The following is a 15302-nucleotide window of genomic DNA, read 5'->3' as shown; positions in this document are numbered from 1 at the left end:
GGAATCAAGCTATACTGTTTGTTTTCCCTGGCTTGCACAAGTTTAACAAACGATCGCGTGTTGAGATTGCTCCGCGACAGTTCTCCGAGGAGTTGCTAATGCTTCCGGTTGTGCACTGCTACCAAAAATTACACAGGAACCTGCTAGGGAGAGTGCCCATCTTTGGGAAAGTGCGATCGCCCGCGATTGAAAATCAGCCTTAAATTGTCAGAATCAGAAACTTGCCCGCTGTCCGGTAACATGATAAAGGATTAATTTTAAACAGCGCGGCATGGCTACTATTTGGGAACTCGACTTTTACAGCCGTCCAATCATAGACGAGCGAGAGAAAAAAAAATGGGAAGTGTTGATCTGCGAAAGCCCGCTGAATGTAGGCGACAAGGCCGAATCTCTGTTTCGCTACTCGCAATTCTGCTCCAGTTCTACCGTAAATTCCCTGTGGCTGGCGGGTGCTATTAAAGATGCGATCGCCGCAGCACCGAAACGCCCCGAAAAAATCCGCTTTTTCCGCCGCCAAATGGCGAACATGATTACTAAAGCCTGCGATGACTTGGACATTCCCGCCGCCTGCAGCCGCCGCACCCTGGCCCTTAGCCTGTGGCTGGAAGAACGGATGCAAGACGTTTATCCCGCCGAACCGGGCTATCAACCGGTCGTGAACCCGAGCGTTCAATTTGTACCAGAAACGCCAGTTGCGCTGCCGGATGCTTTAATCGGGGAAAAATGGGCGTTTGTGAGTTTGCCGATCGCAGCTTTTGACGAAATGTCCGAGTGGGATATCGGATTTGGCGAAGCTTTTGGACTGCCGATGACACGCCTCGCCCCAGAAACGCAAATTCCGGGACTAATTATCTACTCGTCGAGAGCCACAGCCCTGGCAGGTTGGATGTCGGGATTGGAGTTGGCTTTCCTAAAATTTGAGAGCGGCCCACCTGCTAGGCTGGTATTAGATACGGGAGCTAACGATCGCTGGATTTTAGCTAATCTCAGAGACGCAGCAACTGAGAGAGAAGCGAAAGGATTTGAAGCAGCTAAAAACCAAGCAAAAAAAGTACATTTTTTAGCAATTCAGTCGAATCCCGAATCGGAATCTTTTGCAGGATTTTGGCTGCTGCACGAACTAACTATTTAGTCATCAGTCATTAGTCATCAGTCAGTTGTTAGTAGTCAGTTGTTAGTTGGCAGTTGTCAGTTGGCAGTTGTCAGTTGTTAGTAGCAGTTAATAATCTACCGTTATTTAGTCTAGAGTTAACAGCTAGATTGACTAATAACGAATAACTCATATAGCGGTTCTCAAATAATTGAGGTATGCTTTTCAGTCCCAGACCCGCGAGGCCTATGCTCTACGAGCATCTCATGTTACTGAGAAAGGCTATAACTAATAACTACTGACTAATGCCAACTGCCAACTGCCAACTGCCAACTGCCAACTGCCAACTGCCAACTGCCAACTGACAACTGCCAACTGCCAACTGCCAACTGACTAATTACCAACCACCGACAACAATGACCAATCACCAATCAGCAGAACAACTGTTAGAACTAGCCACCAAAGCAGGTGCAGAAGCTGCTGAGGTATTGGAATCGCAATCGCTCTCACGGCCGGTCTTTTTTGAAGCAAACCGCCTCAAACAGCTAGAAACTGCCCAAGCAGAAGGCATTGCACTGCGGCTGTGGCGGGATGGGCGGCCGGGTTTGGCGGTGGCCTACGGGCCCGTGGAACTGCAAATTTTGGTGGACAGGGCGATCGCGCTTTCGCAACTTAACGAACCGGAAACCATCGAACTCGGCACCGGTGAGAAAGTTGTTTATCCCGATCGCGGAGTGTCGGTGCCGGCCGAACAGCTAGTAAACTGGGGCAAAGAGGCGATCGCGATCGTCCGCGAAGCTTATCCCGAAAGCCTCTGCACCGCCGAACTCGACTGCGAAATCGAAAGCACCCGCTTGGTGAACACCAAAGGCTTGGATTCGAGTCACACCGACACCACCCTCAGCGGTTACTTATCAGCAGAATTAGTGCGGGGCGAAGATTTCCTCAACATTTGGGAAGGCGAAACCGAACGCGGCACCCTCGACTTAAACACGAGCGCCAAGCGGGTTTTGCAGCGTTTAGAATGGGCAAAAGATAATGTTGCTCCCGCCACGGGCCGCGTGCCGGTGCTATTTACAGCCAAAGCAGCCGATTTGCTGTGGGGGACTGTCTGTGCGGCGTTGAACGGCAAACAGGTACTCGAAGGCGCTTCGCCTTGGAACGATCGATTAGGCCAACAAGTGACATCGCCGCTTGTCACCCTCTCGCAGCAGCCGGATATCGGGCCCTATAGCTGTCCCTTTGACGACGAAGGCACTCCCACTCGGGCGATCGTCTTTATCAACAGCGGAGTGTTGCAGCTATTTTATACCGATCGCACCACCGGTCGAGCCTTGGGCAGTGGCACCACCGGCAACGGATTTCGCCCTGGTTTAGGCAGCTATCCGACGCCGAGTTTGTTCAATATTTTGATTAAGCCAGGTTCGCTTTCGCTAATCGATTTAATCGCTAAATTAGACGACGGAATTGTAGTCGATCAAATGCTTGGTGGCAGTGCTGGAATTTCCGGCGATTTTTCAATTAATGTCGATCTGGGCTACCGAGTCAAAAAAGGTCAAATAGTCGGCAGAATCAAAGACACAATGGTAGCTGGCAATGTCTACAACGTCCTCAAACAATTGGTAGAATTGGGAGGAGACTCCGAGTGGAACGGTTCTTGCCAAACACCGTCTCTAATTGTAGAGGGATTGTCCGTCATCGGCAAGAATTAAAGTCAGTTGTCTGTTGGCAGTTGGCAGTTTTCAGTTGTTAGTTGTCATCAATGATCCGTTAACAGTCAACAGTCAACAGTCAACAGTTCCCTATTTCCAATTCCCACTTCCTAATTCCCAATTCCCAATTCCCAATTCCCACACATAATATGCGTATTTGTTTTATCGGCGATTCTTTTGTAAACGGTACTTGCGATCCCAAATGTCTCGGTTGGACAGGACGGATTTGCGCGGCCGCTTGCGGACAAGGACACGATATTACCTACTACAATTTAGGAATCAGGGGAGAAACCAGTGCCGATATAGAAACTCGTTGGTTCAACGAAGTTTCTCGCCGCTTACCTCACTACGGCGATGGCAGAATAGTATTTTCCTTTGGCGTCAACGACACTTACCGAGAAAACGAAAAAAATCGCATAGAAGTTGAAAAATCAATTGAAAATGCTCGCTGTATTCTCACATCAGCCCAAGAAATATTTCCAGTATTAATGGTAGGGCCACCGCCAGTTATCGATAGCGATCGCACAAGCCGGATTGCCAACTTATCCGAACAGTTTGCCCAAGTTTGCAACGAGTTAAATGTGCCTTATTTAGATGTTTGCACCCCGCTGCAAAACTCGGAAATTTGGCATAAAGAACTTACCGAAAATGACGTTTCCCATCCCCGCGCCGCCGGTTACGCTGAATTGGCGAAAATAGTTCACAATTGGGACGGTTGGAAAGCTTGGTTTAAAAATATCAATATATCAGATCAAGAGACAGTAACGCTGTTCCGAGCCGTCGGCAAAAAAGAAATGGAACTGATTAAAGAAAGCGATTTTCTGGCATTTCCGCCACGCTTATCCTTTCAGCCTACTTTTTATCCCGTACTTCACAAAGCCTATGCCATACAAATCGCGAGAGATTGGAATACAAGAGATGCAGCATCGGGATATTTCGGCTATGTCACGCGCTTTCGGGTGGCGACTGAATTCTTAAAAAAATATCCAGTTCAAAATGTGGGCAGTTCGATTCACCAAGAATATTGGATTCCTGCCGAAGAATTGGCTCAATTTAATCAAAACATTGTGGGCAAAATAGAGATTTTTGCGGAATATCAACCCTAAACTCGGAGCTAACTATGCTTGAATTTAATCAATTTTCAGTAGTGAGTTTTGACTGCTACGGCACTCTGAGAGATGGGGAAAGGGGAATAGTGCTAGTCTTGAGACAATTGCTGTCAAGTCACGAGATATATTTTGGTAAATCGCAGACACGAAAAAACAGGATTTTGCGCGACACTGCCGGCCAGCGGCCAGCCTGATTTAGAAGTGCCGGATTTAAAAACACTGGTGGAGGCTATAAGGTAAAAAAATCGCAGATTGATATCAAATCCGGTAGCATCGGAATTACAACAGATTTTAGGTAAGTATCGAAGGATTTTTCGCTAAAGTGCGATCGAGCAGACAATTCTCAGGTCATCTACGCTATTTATGCCGTACATAACTATCCCTAAACAATTTAGGGAACCTTCCAGGGTCATCAAATCTCAACTTTTTTTACGGCCGAAACGCCTAGCCATTTTTGAAGCTTGTCTGATAGGTTTAATTTCAGGGCTGGCTGGGGTTTTGCTCAAATCAGGAGTTGGATGGCTTGGCAGTTGGCGAGTTGCTACCTCGACATTAATTCCAGCTTGGATATTGCTTCCGGCTGTCGGTTTATTGGGCGGGTTGCTGACAGGTTTCTTGGTAGAGCGTTTTGCTCCAGAAACTGCCGGCAGTGGCATTCCTCACGTCAAAGCTGCTCTCGGCGGAGTCAATCTTTCCTTAGATTTGCGAGTAGCTGTCGCCAAACTTCTGACGACTATTTTAGCAGTTGGTTCCGGTTTAACTTTAGGCAGGCAAGGCCCGACTGTGCAAATAGGAGCATCTTTGGCCGGCTGGATAGGTCACTTGATGCCAACTTCCCCAGACTACCGCAGACAATTGATTGCTTGCGGTGCTGCGGCCGGATTGGCTGCTGGTTTCAATGCTCCCATTGCAGGAGTTTTGTTTGTAGTTGAAGAACTACTGCACGACGTTTCGGGATTGACTTTAGGGACTGCAATCATCGCTTCATTTATCGGTGCAGTTGTCTCGCAGCTTTTGGGCGGTGATAGTTTAAATTTGAACCTTCGCGAGTACCAAACCAGTTTTGATGCTCAGGAAATCCCCTTTTATATACTGTTAGGAGTTTTAGCGGGATTGCTGGGAGCTTTGTTCACCAAAGGGATTATTGCTAGCTTGCAATTTAACAGGCGATCGCTCAAATTAGCTTTGCCTGTGCGAATGGCTTTAGCTGGCATAATCTGCGGTTCAGTAATAGCTTTTCTTCCAGCAACTTTCCGCGATAATACGGGTTTACGGGAGTTTATGCTGACCGGTGAAGCAAGCGGGATAACGAGTTTAATTGCTTTTGTAGCTCACTTTTTTCTGACAATTATTTCCGCTGCTTCTGGAGCTCCGGGAGGATTGTTTTCCCCTGCCCTAGTTATGGGTTCTGCACTCGGTCACATGGTGGGAATTGTGCAGGCAGATTCCCTGGGTGTCGGTTTGCCGGTAACTTACGCTTTGGCGGGAATGGGAGCGTTTTTTTGCGCGGTTTCTAGGGCGCCGATTACTGCGGTAGTGATTGTGTTTGAAATTACGGCGGATTTCAAATTAGTGCTGCCTTTGATGATCTGTTCTGTAGTTGCTTATTTGGTCGCGGAAAAGGTGGACAGTGGCTCTTTGTACGATCGCCTTTTGGAGTTTAACGGCATTCAACTGACAAAGGCAAAAGCTGCGAGCAATACTTTGAGCGACTTGCACGCAGATGACGTGATGCAGCGCCGAGTTGAAACTCTTTCGAGTCTGCTGACTTTCGATGAAGTGATGCAGGCTTTTTCGCGATCGCACCACCGAGGATTTCCAGTAGTTGAAGATGGCAAATTAGTGGGAATTGTCAGTCAAACCGATTTGGCAAATGCCAGCGGGCGCAATTTGTCCGGCAACTCCCTGCTTAAAGAATTTATGACTGTACAGCCGATCGCAGTCAAAGCAAGCGATACTTTAAGCGAGGTATTGTACAGGCTCAACAACTACAATATCAGCCGTTTGCCAGTCGTGGAAGGTCGGCGTTTGGTGGGAATTATTACCCGCAGCGACATTATCCGAGTTGAATCCGATCGCCTCAGCGGAGAAACCACCCAGGGCCCGCACCCAGAACCTTCCTATGTTGTCTATCAAACCAGGGCTCCGCAAGTTGGAAACGGCCGCTTATTAGTACCGCTTTCCAATCCCCAAACAGCACCCGCTTTGCTGCGGCTGGCGGCTGCGATCGCGCGCGATCGTAATTACGAATTAGAATGCCTACAAATCATCATAGTACCGCGCAACAGTTCCCCCTCAGAAAGCGCCGTGCGGACAACCAAAAGCCGCCGCCTGCTACAACAAGCAGAGCGAATAATTCGCAATTGGAACTTGCCGGTACACACCCAAATACGGGTAGCTCACGACGTGCCTAACGCGATTTTGGAGACAATAAAGGAGCGGCATATCGATTCAATTTTGATGGGCTGGCAAGGCGAATTTTCCACAAAAGGACGCATTTTTGGCGATGTGGTGGATACCGTAATTCGGCAAGCAGGCTGCGAGGTTATTTTGGTGAAGTGGAGCGAAAAACTATTAGCAACACGCAAGAAAAATGAGTTTTCCCCCATTTTCAGCGGGCGAAAATATACGTCTATTGAATGGGAATTCAATACCGAAGGAGTTGATGGTGCAGATAATCCCGCATTGGCGATATCCTCAGATCCATCAGCGACTCCAGAGACGGAACTTTCCCCGCCGAATTCAGACCTTCCAGGGCCAGAATTGGGACTGCACACGCTGATGGGTTTGCATCGCTGGTTGGTGCCTATTCGCGGCAGTTACAAGCAAGCTGCGGCTTTGCGGCTGCTACCTGCTTTGGTGGCTGCGAGTGCTGTACCGGAGATTAAATTGTGTCAGGTTCATCAGCCTTCTGTTGCAGAACCCGATCGCGGAGAATTAAAGCAAGCCGCGGAGTTTATCAAGCGCCGGGTTAGCTGTTCGATAATAGCGACTTCGGTTTGCGCTAAATCGGTTTCTGATGCTTTAATTGATTTGGCTCAGAACGATCAGTGCGATGCGATCGTCCTGGGAGCGAGCCGTGAAGGGCTGCTGAAGCAGGTGATTCACGGGAATATCCCGGAAGCTGTGGCGCGCGGGTGCGACTGTACAGTGATTTTAGTGCGATCGGCCTCTTAGCTAACCAGACGGGAATCCCCCTTCTTCCTGACATCCGTTAAATGCCTTACCGCATCCGTTGCCGAATTTCCTTATTCTTATGGCAGCCAAAAATCGGGAATGAAAGTTTTAGTCAAACTGCGAGTAAACTGATTAATCTTTCTCCCGATTTGAATGTGCGGTTCGTCAGCTTCCACGGGAATAATTGCCGCTTTGTTTCCGATTCCGAAACGCGAAATTACCAAATTTGCCGCCTCCAAACCAGTAACATAAGCCTTTTCCTGCGACCAAGAACCGTGACGGGTCACAACCCAATCCCCGCTCATGAATACATTATCATAACTTGTTACCGCAGGCAACAAATATTGATAGCTGCCAGGGGCAAAATGCGTCACTGCCCGCGACAGCCGAATCGCGCTGCTGTCAATTACTTTTGCTTCCCGAAAAGCGGGGATACAAGTGGCTAAATCCCGCTGAACTAAGGAAACAATTTCCTCATCTTTTAGGGGAATTAATTGATTTGCGTGATAAAAGTCAGCTTCGACAACTGTTCCCGGTTCGTCTCGAAATTCGTCGTGCAAAGCATTCAAATCAAAAAACGTCCAACCTGTAGTTGAACTAAATCCAAAACAGGCATTAGAAGGCAGCGGAATGTCAATTTTTCTGTCAAACCACAGGCGAACAGCTAACACGTCAACTGCACCCAAATTCATCGCGTCCCGAAACTCTGGGCGACTTTGCAAAGCTGGGCTGCTGCTGATAATTTTTTGCATTCCCGTGACACCAACTGCAAAAATAACTGCATCTGCCTCGAAGGTTTCTTCGCCGCAAACAACGCCTGTTGCTCGGTTGTTGCTGTCAACTATTAAATCCGTAACTCGCTGCTTTGTCAATACTTTTGCACCGAGTTTTTCCAGGCGCTCGACCCAGGGGCGAAATATTTTTTCTCCGACTGTTCCGCGACACCAAACTACATCAAAATCTGGTTGGTGTGCTAATATGAAATAATAAAGCATTCCCAAAGCTGCGGCGGCAGAACATTGTTCTCCTGGTGCAAATAAACCTACTAATAACATCGGTTCAAAAGCATCGCGGTACAGTCTTGCAGAAACGCCAAACTGTTTGAATAGTTCGCGGGCTGTGACGCGATCGTACCTGCGCCAAGCTTCGTCGGAATTGTCGAAATCTAGGACGGCGTAGAGTAAGGGTAAGGCTGAAAGCCGATCGACTAATGGCAGTCTTTTAAATCTGGTGTAAAGAAAGGTTCCTAACGGTGTCGGAAGGCGCGGTTCGTCCTGAAAAATCGGCGATTCTACTTCCAATCCGGCGGGTGAATACTGACAAGAACGAGTCCAAGGCGTGAAGGGATAGAGTCCTAATTCCTTGACTAAGGAAAAGATATTTTTGTAGGGATACCAGAAGCCATGAATGCCTGCTTCTACGGAACGCCCGCCGGCGGTTTTCCACCCTGCAACTAAGCCACCCGGATAGGGGCCTGCTTCTAGCAGGGTGACATCATAGCCTTGCTGTGCTAGGTGATAGGTAGCGCCTAGACCGGCCCATCCTGCACCGACGACGACTATTTTTGGGGTTGACGATTCTGCTGACATTGCGTACCTCTTGATAATTTATTAATGATGACATAATTCATAAAATGCTGATTTGATATAAAATGTGTTGCATTATGTGCTAAATTTCGCTTGAGTGAATAATGAGTGTCAAAAACCGCCAGCAAACAAACCTGTTGCTGCTCTTATTTCCCGCTACGGCATGGCTGATGGTTTTCTTCATTTTGCCCGTGCTAATTGTACTGTTGTACAGTTTTTTAGAACGCGGTACTTACGGCGGTGTTACTTGGATATTTACTCTCAGCAACTACCAGCGTTTGTTCAGTGGACTTTTCTTAGGAGTAATTGGGCGATCGCTCTGGCTGGCTTTTCTAACAACAGCCACTTGCTTGTTAGTTGGCTATCCCCTAGCATTCTTCATCGCCACCCGTTCTCCTCGCTGGCGAAATGCTTTGCTTTTGCTGGTAATTATTCCATTTTGGACTAATTTTTTAGTGAGAACCTACGCCTGGATCATACTGCTGCGTAGCGAAGGAGTAGTTAACACAGCCTTGCAAAGCCTGCAAATTATTAGCGAACCGTTAAACTTGCTTTTTACGCCTTTCGCTGTGGCGATCGGTCTTATTTACGGCTATTTACCTTTCATGGTTCTGCCTTTATATTCTAGCATAGAACGCTTCAATTTTTCATTAGTAGAAGCCGCTCACGATTTAGGTGCAAATGATATTCGCACTTTTTGGCGCGTATTTTTACCATTAACAACTCGCGGTATTGTTGCAGGCTCTATTTTAGTTTTTGTTCCCGCTGTCGGCGCTTTCATCACACCGGATATATTAGGTGGTTCTAAAACAGTAATGGTGGGAAATTTGATTCAGAATCAGTTTATGAGAGCCCGCGATTGGCCTTTTGGTTCGGCGCTTTCTATGCTATTGACGGTAATCATATTGATTCCGGTGTTAATTTACTTCCGCGTGTCTGACGAAACTTAAACAGGTAGATTGAGATTTACAGTTGGGTGGGGGACCGGTTTATGAGATTATTGGTCTTAGGCACAGATTGTCTGTAAAATCCGCCCCTACAGGCTAACCTATTATTGACTAATGACTAAACTAGATTTACTCGTGCGGGCGATCGGCAAAAAGTGGCTTTGGGTACAAGCTGCACTCGCATTTGCCTTTCTTTACTTGCCAATTCTCATCTTAATTATTTACTCCTTTAACGCCTCCAGATTCAACGCCGTTTGGCGCGGCTTTACCCTCGATTGGTACCGCAGTTTGTTTAGCAATGCAGGCGCGACGATTGCTACGAGTAGCAGCGCCGGAATCTGGACAGCACTCAACAACAGCTTGCTAATTGCAGCTATTTCGACTGTGCTAGCAAGCATTTTTGGTACAATGCTCGCGCTAGCACTGGAACGCTTTCATTTTCCGGGGCGCAAAGCAGTAGAAGCTTTACTGTTTTTGCCGATTATTATGCCCGAAATTACGATCGGCATTTCGCTGCTAGTTTTCTTTACCCTAGTATTTCGGATCGTAGAAAATCTCACTGGAATTCGCTTCAATCTCGGCTTACCTACCGTAATTATCGGTCATGTTGTCTTTAATATTTCCTTTGTGACTATTACTGTCAGGGCGCGTTTGGCGGAACTAGATCCTCAATTAGAACAAGCAGCTTTTGACTTAGGCGCTAACGAATGGCGGGCTTTTTGGCGCATCACTCTCCCTCTAATTTGGCCCGCTATTTTCAGCGCGGCACTCCTGGCTTTTACTCTGTCGCTGGATGATTTTGTCGTGACATTTTTTACCACTGGCGTCGGTTCCATGACGCTACCATTATTTGTTTACGGCATGATAAAATTCTCAGTGACACCAGCGATTAATGCCATTTCAACTTTGATGTTGTTGGCTTCCTTGTTGCTGGTTGTATCATCGTTAAAAGTTCAGAAAAGTTAAAATAATTGCTTTCTGTGCCATAATTATTTTTGTCTGCAACTAACAAAACCTATGAAACGCCTGCTGACTTTCCTACTTTTGTTCTTGATGAGTGCAACGGTGGCTTTCGGCTGTAGCCCCACAGGTGGCAACCAACAGCAAGTGCTCAGCATTTACAATTATGCAAGTTATATCGCCCCAGAAACGATCGCCCAATTCGAGAAAGATAACAATGTTAAAATTCAATACGACACTTTCGAGAACAGCGACGCACTCTATGCCAAACTCAAACAGGGAAACCCCGGTTACGACTTAATATTTCCTGCCGATTACATGGTGAAAATCATGATCGCAGAAAATATAATTGAGCCGCTGAACTTAAACAATATCCCCAACCAAAAGAACCTAGAACCTAAGTTTATAAATCAAGCTTTTGATCCAGGAAATAAATATTCGCTGCCCTACCAGTGGGGAACCATGGGAATTGGCTACAATGTGAAAACAATCCAGAGAGAAATTAACAGTTGGGGGGTGATGTTCGACCCGAAATATACCGGAAAAGTCGCGTGGCAAGACGATGCCAGATACACATTAGCAGGAGTTTTAATGTATTTAGGATTTGACCCAAATACAACCAATCCCGAAGAGATTAACAAAGCCCGCGATTTGCTGATTAAAAGTAAAAATATCATTGCAGCTTTTGTCCCCGACACCGGGCAAAATATGCTAGATCAAGGAGAAGTAAATTTGACAATGGAATGGAGCGGTGATATTTTCCAAGTGATGACAGAAAATCCTAATCTCCGTTACGCTATTCCCAAAGAAGGAACAATCATTTTTTCTGACAATATGGCTATTCCGAAAGGTGCGCCCCACAAAGAGTTAGCGGAGAAATTTATTAACTTTATTTTGCAGCCAGAAGTAGGCGCCCAAATTTCCAATTTTACCCACTTCGGATCGCCCAACAAAGCAGCAATTGATCAAGGTTTAATCGATCCGAAAGATTTGAACAATCCTCAAATTTACCCACCGGCTGAGGTGTTTGGCAAAATGAAATTATTGGAGGATGTCGGGAAAGCAACTGCATTGTACGATCGAGCTTGGACTGAAGTTAAAGCAGGGGCTGGAAAGTAGATATAAAACAGGTTTCTGCCGGGGCTGGTTTACTTAATTTTTTAGCTTGTTTTGGAGTTGCACCATTCTCAAGAACAGGCAAGATGCCTGTTCCACAAAGAATAAATTTCTTGTGGAACGGGCATCTTGCCCGTTCCTAAACCAGTAATTGAGACTGGTGCAAGATATCAGTTCAACCGGACTCGAACTCAGATTTTTATTAGTCACACATACTAACACAATGCACTCTGTCGAGGTTTTAGAAGTTTCCAAAATATTTAAAAGTGCCCGCAGTCAAGATTTCTTAGCTGTTGATAACATCAACCTGCAAATTTACGATCGAGAATTCTTTTCTTTACTCGGCCCTTCCGGCTGCGGCAAAACTACAACTTTGCGAATGATTGCCGGTTTTGAAATTCCCACAGCCGGCGAAATTTACATTCACGGCCAACCGATGCAAAATCGCCCACCGTTTCACCGCCCAGTAAATACGGTATTTCAAAACTATGCTTTATTTCCGCATATGACACTAGCACAAAATGTCGCTTTTGGGTTAGAAATGGAGAATTTGCCTCAGAAAACAATTCGCGATCGCGTTGCTGAAGCCTTAGCATTAGTACAGTTAACCGATGTAGAAAAACGCTATCCCCGCCAACTGTCAGGCGGACAGCAGCAGCGAGTAGCACTAGCCAGAGCATTAGTCAAACAGCCGTCTGTTTTGCTGTTGGATGAACCCCTAGGAGCGCTGGATTTAAAATTGCGTAAAGAGATGCAATTAGAATTAAAAAAAATGCAGCGAAAATTGGGAATTACATTTATTTATGTGACTCACGATCAGGAAGAAGCACTAACAATGTCGGACAGAATTGCAGTGATGGATGGAGGAAAACTGCAACAAGTCGGGACGCCTGTTGATATTTATGAATATCCTAAAACGCGGTTTGTTGCTGATTTTATTGGCGACAGCAATTTTTTAAGTGGTCGAGTAGTAGAAAAGCAAAACGGGAAAATAATCGTGTTGGTTGACCAGCAGTTGCCCGTGTTAGTTGCGACAGCAGAAGATATGCCCGCTGGGAAAGTTGTCACCCTGGTTTTGCGGCCAGAAAAAGCTGCTATTTATCCGGCTAATTATGACGCTGAAAATAGCTGGCCGGGAATAGTAGAAGAGGCTATTTATATTGGCACTGACACGCGCTATACAGTGCGGTTGACTGCTAAAAGTTCGATCGCCCTTCGCCGACAAAACTTGCACAGAGATGACTTGCAGCGATACCAAGTCGGCGACAGCGTTCGAGTTGCCGTGCCGCCGGAAAGTATTTGCATTTGTTGACACTCAAGCGGACTGAAGTCACTGAGATTCTTTGGAAGATTGAGGGGCAGACTGAAGATGCGATTCCTTCCCGGTAGGAGATAATATACTTCTTCCTTCTGCTTCCTCCTTCTTCCTTCGCGTTTTTCGCGTCTTCGCGGTTAAATAATATAGACAGTATTGGTACTAAACCCGCGTTTGACTTTGCAAAATTTCCTCCAACAGCCTCTCTTGACTTTTCGCCGGTTCCTTGCAAGTCAAACACTCGCAAACTAACCCGATAACACCTTCAGGCAGATCAGCCTCAATCTGACACACAGCAGTCGGATAATACTGCGAAATTAAGCCAGAAATTCGATCGGGAGTCGTGCGAATCAGGGTAGAATGCTGATACCAGTCGATCGCCGAAAGTAGACTAGGACAAGCTTGGGGAGCATCTTGTACAATACTGCTGAAAGCTTGCAAACCTTGCTCCGCGCGATCGAGATATTCCAAATTTTGCCCCAACAGTGCGAGGCGAACCAAAGAGGCGATCGCAATTCCATTCGCCGCCGGAGTTGCATTGTCTATATAGCTGCGTTCCCGCACCAACAAATCTCCGCTAGCATCCTTAGCAGTATTGTAATATCCTCCCAATTCCACGCTCCACAAAAACTCATCAAACTTTTCTTGCACCTGCACAGCTTTCTCCAACCAAAACTGAGAATTCGGCAACTGTTGTGCCTCTTCCCCATTGCCTAAAGTCAAACTCGCTTGATGCAAATCCAACAAAGCTTTCACAAACAAAGCATAATCTTCCGACTGCGCGGTTACAGCAGATTGTCCGTCATAATTCAACCGCTGAAACCGCCCATCCGTCCACTGATTGTCTAAAATAAACTTAGCCGCTTTCACAGCTAATTCCAGATATTCCCAATTTCCAAAAACCGCTGCAGCGCGGGCTAAACCCGAAATCATTAAGCTATTCCAAGCAGCAATCATTTTCGTGTCAGTAACGGCGGGAATTCTACCCGGCCAACTGTCGTTTTTAGCTTCTTGATTGTTGCGGGCTGGCGGAAAGGTTTTTACATTATCGGGTTTGGCACCGTAACGCACAGCAAAAAGTTTAGCCAAAGCCGTTTCTACCGTGTCGCTCAGTTTTCCTGGATGGCGGCGCTGCAATACATTCTTGCCTTCAAAATTGCCGCTGCGACTAACAGTAAACTGTGCTTTAATTTCCGCCAATTCCTCAGCAGTTAATAGTTGTTCCAGTTCGGCATAAGTCCAGACATAAAATGCTCCTTCTTCCGGTTCAACTTCTTCAGAAGTGTTAAAGCTGTCCGCATCCTGTGCAGCATAAAAATAGCCTGTTGGCGCAATCATTTCTCGCTTCAACCATTCTACTGTCCCCGCGATCGCAGTTTCAAAAGCGGGTTCTTGTATTCCCGCGCTCCACAAATTCGCTAAATACTCAACAATTTGACCGTTGTCGTAGAGCATTTTTTCAAAGTGTGGCACAGTCCAAGTCGCATCAACCGTATAGCGGTGAAATCCGCCTCCTACGTGGTCATAAATGCCGCCCAATGCTAAGTCTAATCCGCGCTGAGTGCAGACTTGTTTGCTGTCGTATTTTGATTCAAAATTAAATCGCGTTCCCCGCAGTGCTAGCTCAGCATAAGGTATCATCGGAAAACTGGGGCCGGGGTTGTTGCCGGCAATAATTCCGGTGTTGAGTTCTAAGCCTTTTTGGAAGAGTTCGCGATTTAATTCGGCAGTTACTCCTGACAGCGCTGCCGTCTGTTGGAGATTTCCTAAAATCTCTGCTTTGAAGGCTTCTACTTTGCCTTTTTCTGTGTCGTAAAAGCGGCGAATTGCTTGCAAAACTTCTAAAAATCCCGGCCGTCCGTAGCGCGGTTCTACGGGGAAATAAGTGCCTCCGTAGAAGGGAACTCGCTCGTCTGGAGTGAGAAAAACGTTGAGTGGCCAACCGCCTTGACCAGTCATCATTTGCAAGGTTTGCATATAAATGCTGTCGATATCCGGGCGTTCTTCGCGATCGACTTTTATCGGTATAAAATGCGAATTCATGTATTGGGCGATCGCGCGATCGGAAAATGCTTCTCCTTCCATCACCGTGCACCAGTGGCAGCTAGAGTAGCCAATTGACAGGAAAATCGGTTTATTTTCGCTTCGGGCCGTTTCCAAAGCTTCGTCGCACCAGGGCCACCAGTCGATCGGATTTTCGGCGTGTTTCCGCAGGTAAAGGCTTTGGGATTGAGCAAGACGGTTGACCATAATCAAATATACTTTTACTCGTGCTGGGTAAGCTTGTCAG

Annotated in this window: 10 protein-coding genes; 8 read left to right on the top strand and 2 right to left on the bottom strand. The window is 46.7% G+C overall.

Going from position 1 to position 15302, the window contains the following annotated elements:
• Window positions 1-271 precede the first annotated feature (271 nt).
• The 4 genes from QUA34_RS09435 (at window position 272) to QUA34_RS09420 (ending at window position 7088) form a co-directional block, all read left to right on the top strand.
• A complete protein-coding gene (locus QUA34_RS09435; RefSeq protein ID WP_333082477.1) occupies window positions 272-1132 on the top strand; it encodes a Tab2/Atab2 family RNA-binding protein in 861 nt (286 codons plus the stop codon).
• Window positions 1133-1506: 374 nt separating this feature from the next.
• Entirely contained in the window at window positions 1507-2802 is a 1296-nt protein-coding gene (locus QUA34_RS09430) for a TldD/PmbA family protein (protein WP_333385944.1), read from the top strand.
• A 149-nt stretch (window positions 2803-2951) separates the two neighbouring features.
• Window positions 2952-3908, top strand: coding sequence for a GDSL-type esterase/lipase family protein (locus QUA34_RS09425; RefSeq protein ID WP_333385941.1), 957 nt, complete (start codon window positions 2952-2954; stop codon window positions 3906-3908).
• Between the two features lie 366 nt (window positions 3909-4274).
• The gene (locus tag QUA34_RS09420; protein ID WP_333385938.1) at window positions 4275-7088 is read left to right on the top strand and encodes a chloride channel protein; all 2814 of its coding nucleotides are present in this window, start codon (window positions 4275-4277) and stop codon (window positions 7086-7088) included.
• A 77-nt stretch (window positions 7089-7165) separates the two neighbouring features.
• On the opposite strand, the gene QUA34_RS09415 is transcribed toward QUA34_RS09420, so the two are convergent.
• Window positions 7166-8677, bottom strand: a complete 1512-nt coding sequence (locus tag QUA34_RS09415) for an FAD-dependent oxidoreductase (RefSeq protein WP_333385935.1) — start codon at window positions 8675-8677, stop codon at window positions 7166-7168.
• Between the two features lie 101 nt (window positions 8678-8778).
• On the opposite strand from QUA34_RS09415, the gene QUA34_RS09410 reads away from it, so the two are divergent.
• From QUA34_RS09410 to QUA34_RS09395, 4 genes are all read left to right on the top strand, one after another.
• On the top strand, window positions 8779-9624 hold the full coding sequence (locus QUA34_RS09410) for an ABC transporter permease (RefSeq protein WP_333260441.1): 846 nt from the start codon (window positions 8779-8781) through the stop codon (window positions 9622-9624).
• A gap of 111 nt (window positions 9625-9735) precedes the next feature.
• Complete coding sequence (locus tag QUA34_RS09405; RefSeq protein ID WP_333385933.1) at window positions 9736-10587, top strand: ABC transporter permease; 852 nt, start codon at window positions 9736-9738, stop codon at window positions 10585-10587.
• 51 nt (window positions 10588-10638) lie between these two features.
• On the top strand, window positions 10639-11700 hold the full coding sequence (locus QUA34_RS09400) for a spermidine/putrescine ABC transporter substrate-binding protein (RefSeq protein WP_333385930.1): 1062 nt from the start codon (window positions 10639-10641) through the stop codon (window positions 11698-11700).
• 220 nt (window positions 11701-11920) lie between these two features.
• Entirely contained in the window at window positions 11921-13009 is a 1089-nt protein-coding gene (locus tag QUA34_RS09395; protein ID WP_333385927.1) for an ABC transporter ATP-binding protein, read from the top strand.
• 165 nt (window positions 13010-13174) lie between these two features.
• Here the strand turns inward: QUA34_RS09395 and QUA34_RS09390 are convergent, their stop codons facing one another.
• Window positions 13175-15262, bottom strand: a complete 2088-nt coding sequence (locus tag QUA34_RS09390; protein WP_333385925.1) for a thioredoxin domain-containing protein — start codon at window positions 15260-15262, stop codon at window positions 13175-13177.
• Between the last annotated feature and the right edge of the window lie 40 nt (window positions 15263-15302).

It is taken from the genome of Microcoleus sp. POL10_C6 (genome assembly GCF_036701585.1).
Classification (GTDB): Bacteria; Cyanobacteriota; Cyanobacteriia; order Cyanobacteriales; family Microcoleaceae; genus Microcoleus.
Note: the sequence above shows the minus strand (reverse complement) of the source record. Positions and strands in the feature narration are given on the sequence as shown.

Excerpts from the sequence above, each read along its gene's own strand:
- QUA34_RS09435 (WP_333082477.1), top strand. The coding sequence starts at position 272 with ATGGCTACTATTTGGGAACTCGACTTTTACAGCCGTCCAATCATAGAC.
- QUA34_RS09430 (WP_333385944.1), top strand. The coding sequence starts at position 1,507 with ATGACCAATCACCAATCAGCAGAACAACTGTTAGAACTAGCCACCAAA.
- QUA34_RS09425 (WP_333385941.1), top strand. The coding sequence starts at position 2,952 with ATGCGTATTTGTTTTATCGGCGATTCTTTTGTAAACGGTACTTGCGAT.
- QUA34_RS09420 (WP_333385938.1), top strand. The coding sequence starts at position 4,275 with ATGCCGTACATAACTATCCCTAAACAATTTAGGGAACCTTCCAGGGTC.
- QUA34_RS09415 (WP_333385935.1), bottom strand. The coding sequence starts at position 8,677 with ATGTCAGCAGAATCGTCAACCCCAAAAATAGTCGTCGTCGGTGCAGGA.
- QUA34_RS09410 (WP_333260441.1), top strand. The coding sequence starts at position 8,779 with ATGAGTGTCAAAAACCGCCAGCAAACAAACCTGTTGCTGCTCTTATTT.
- QUA34_RS09405 (WP_333385933.1), top strand. The coding sequence starts at position 9,736 with ATGACTAAACTAGATTTACTCGTGCGGGCGATCGGCAAAAAGTGGCTT.
- QUA34_RS09400 (WP_333385930.1), top strand. The coding sequence starts at position 10,639 with ATGAAACGCCTGCTGACTTTCCTACTTTTGTTCTTGATGAGTGCAACG.
- QUA34_RS09395 (WP_333385927.1), top strand. The coding sequence starts at position 11,921 with ATGCACTCTGTCGAGGTTTTAGAAGTTTCCAAAATATTTAAAAGTGCC.
- QUA34_RS09390 (WP_333385925.1), bottom strand. The coding sequence starts at position 15,262 with ATGGTCAACCGTCTTGCTCAATCCCAAAGCCTTTACCTGCGGAAACAC.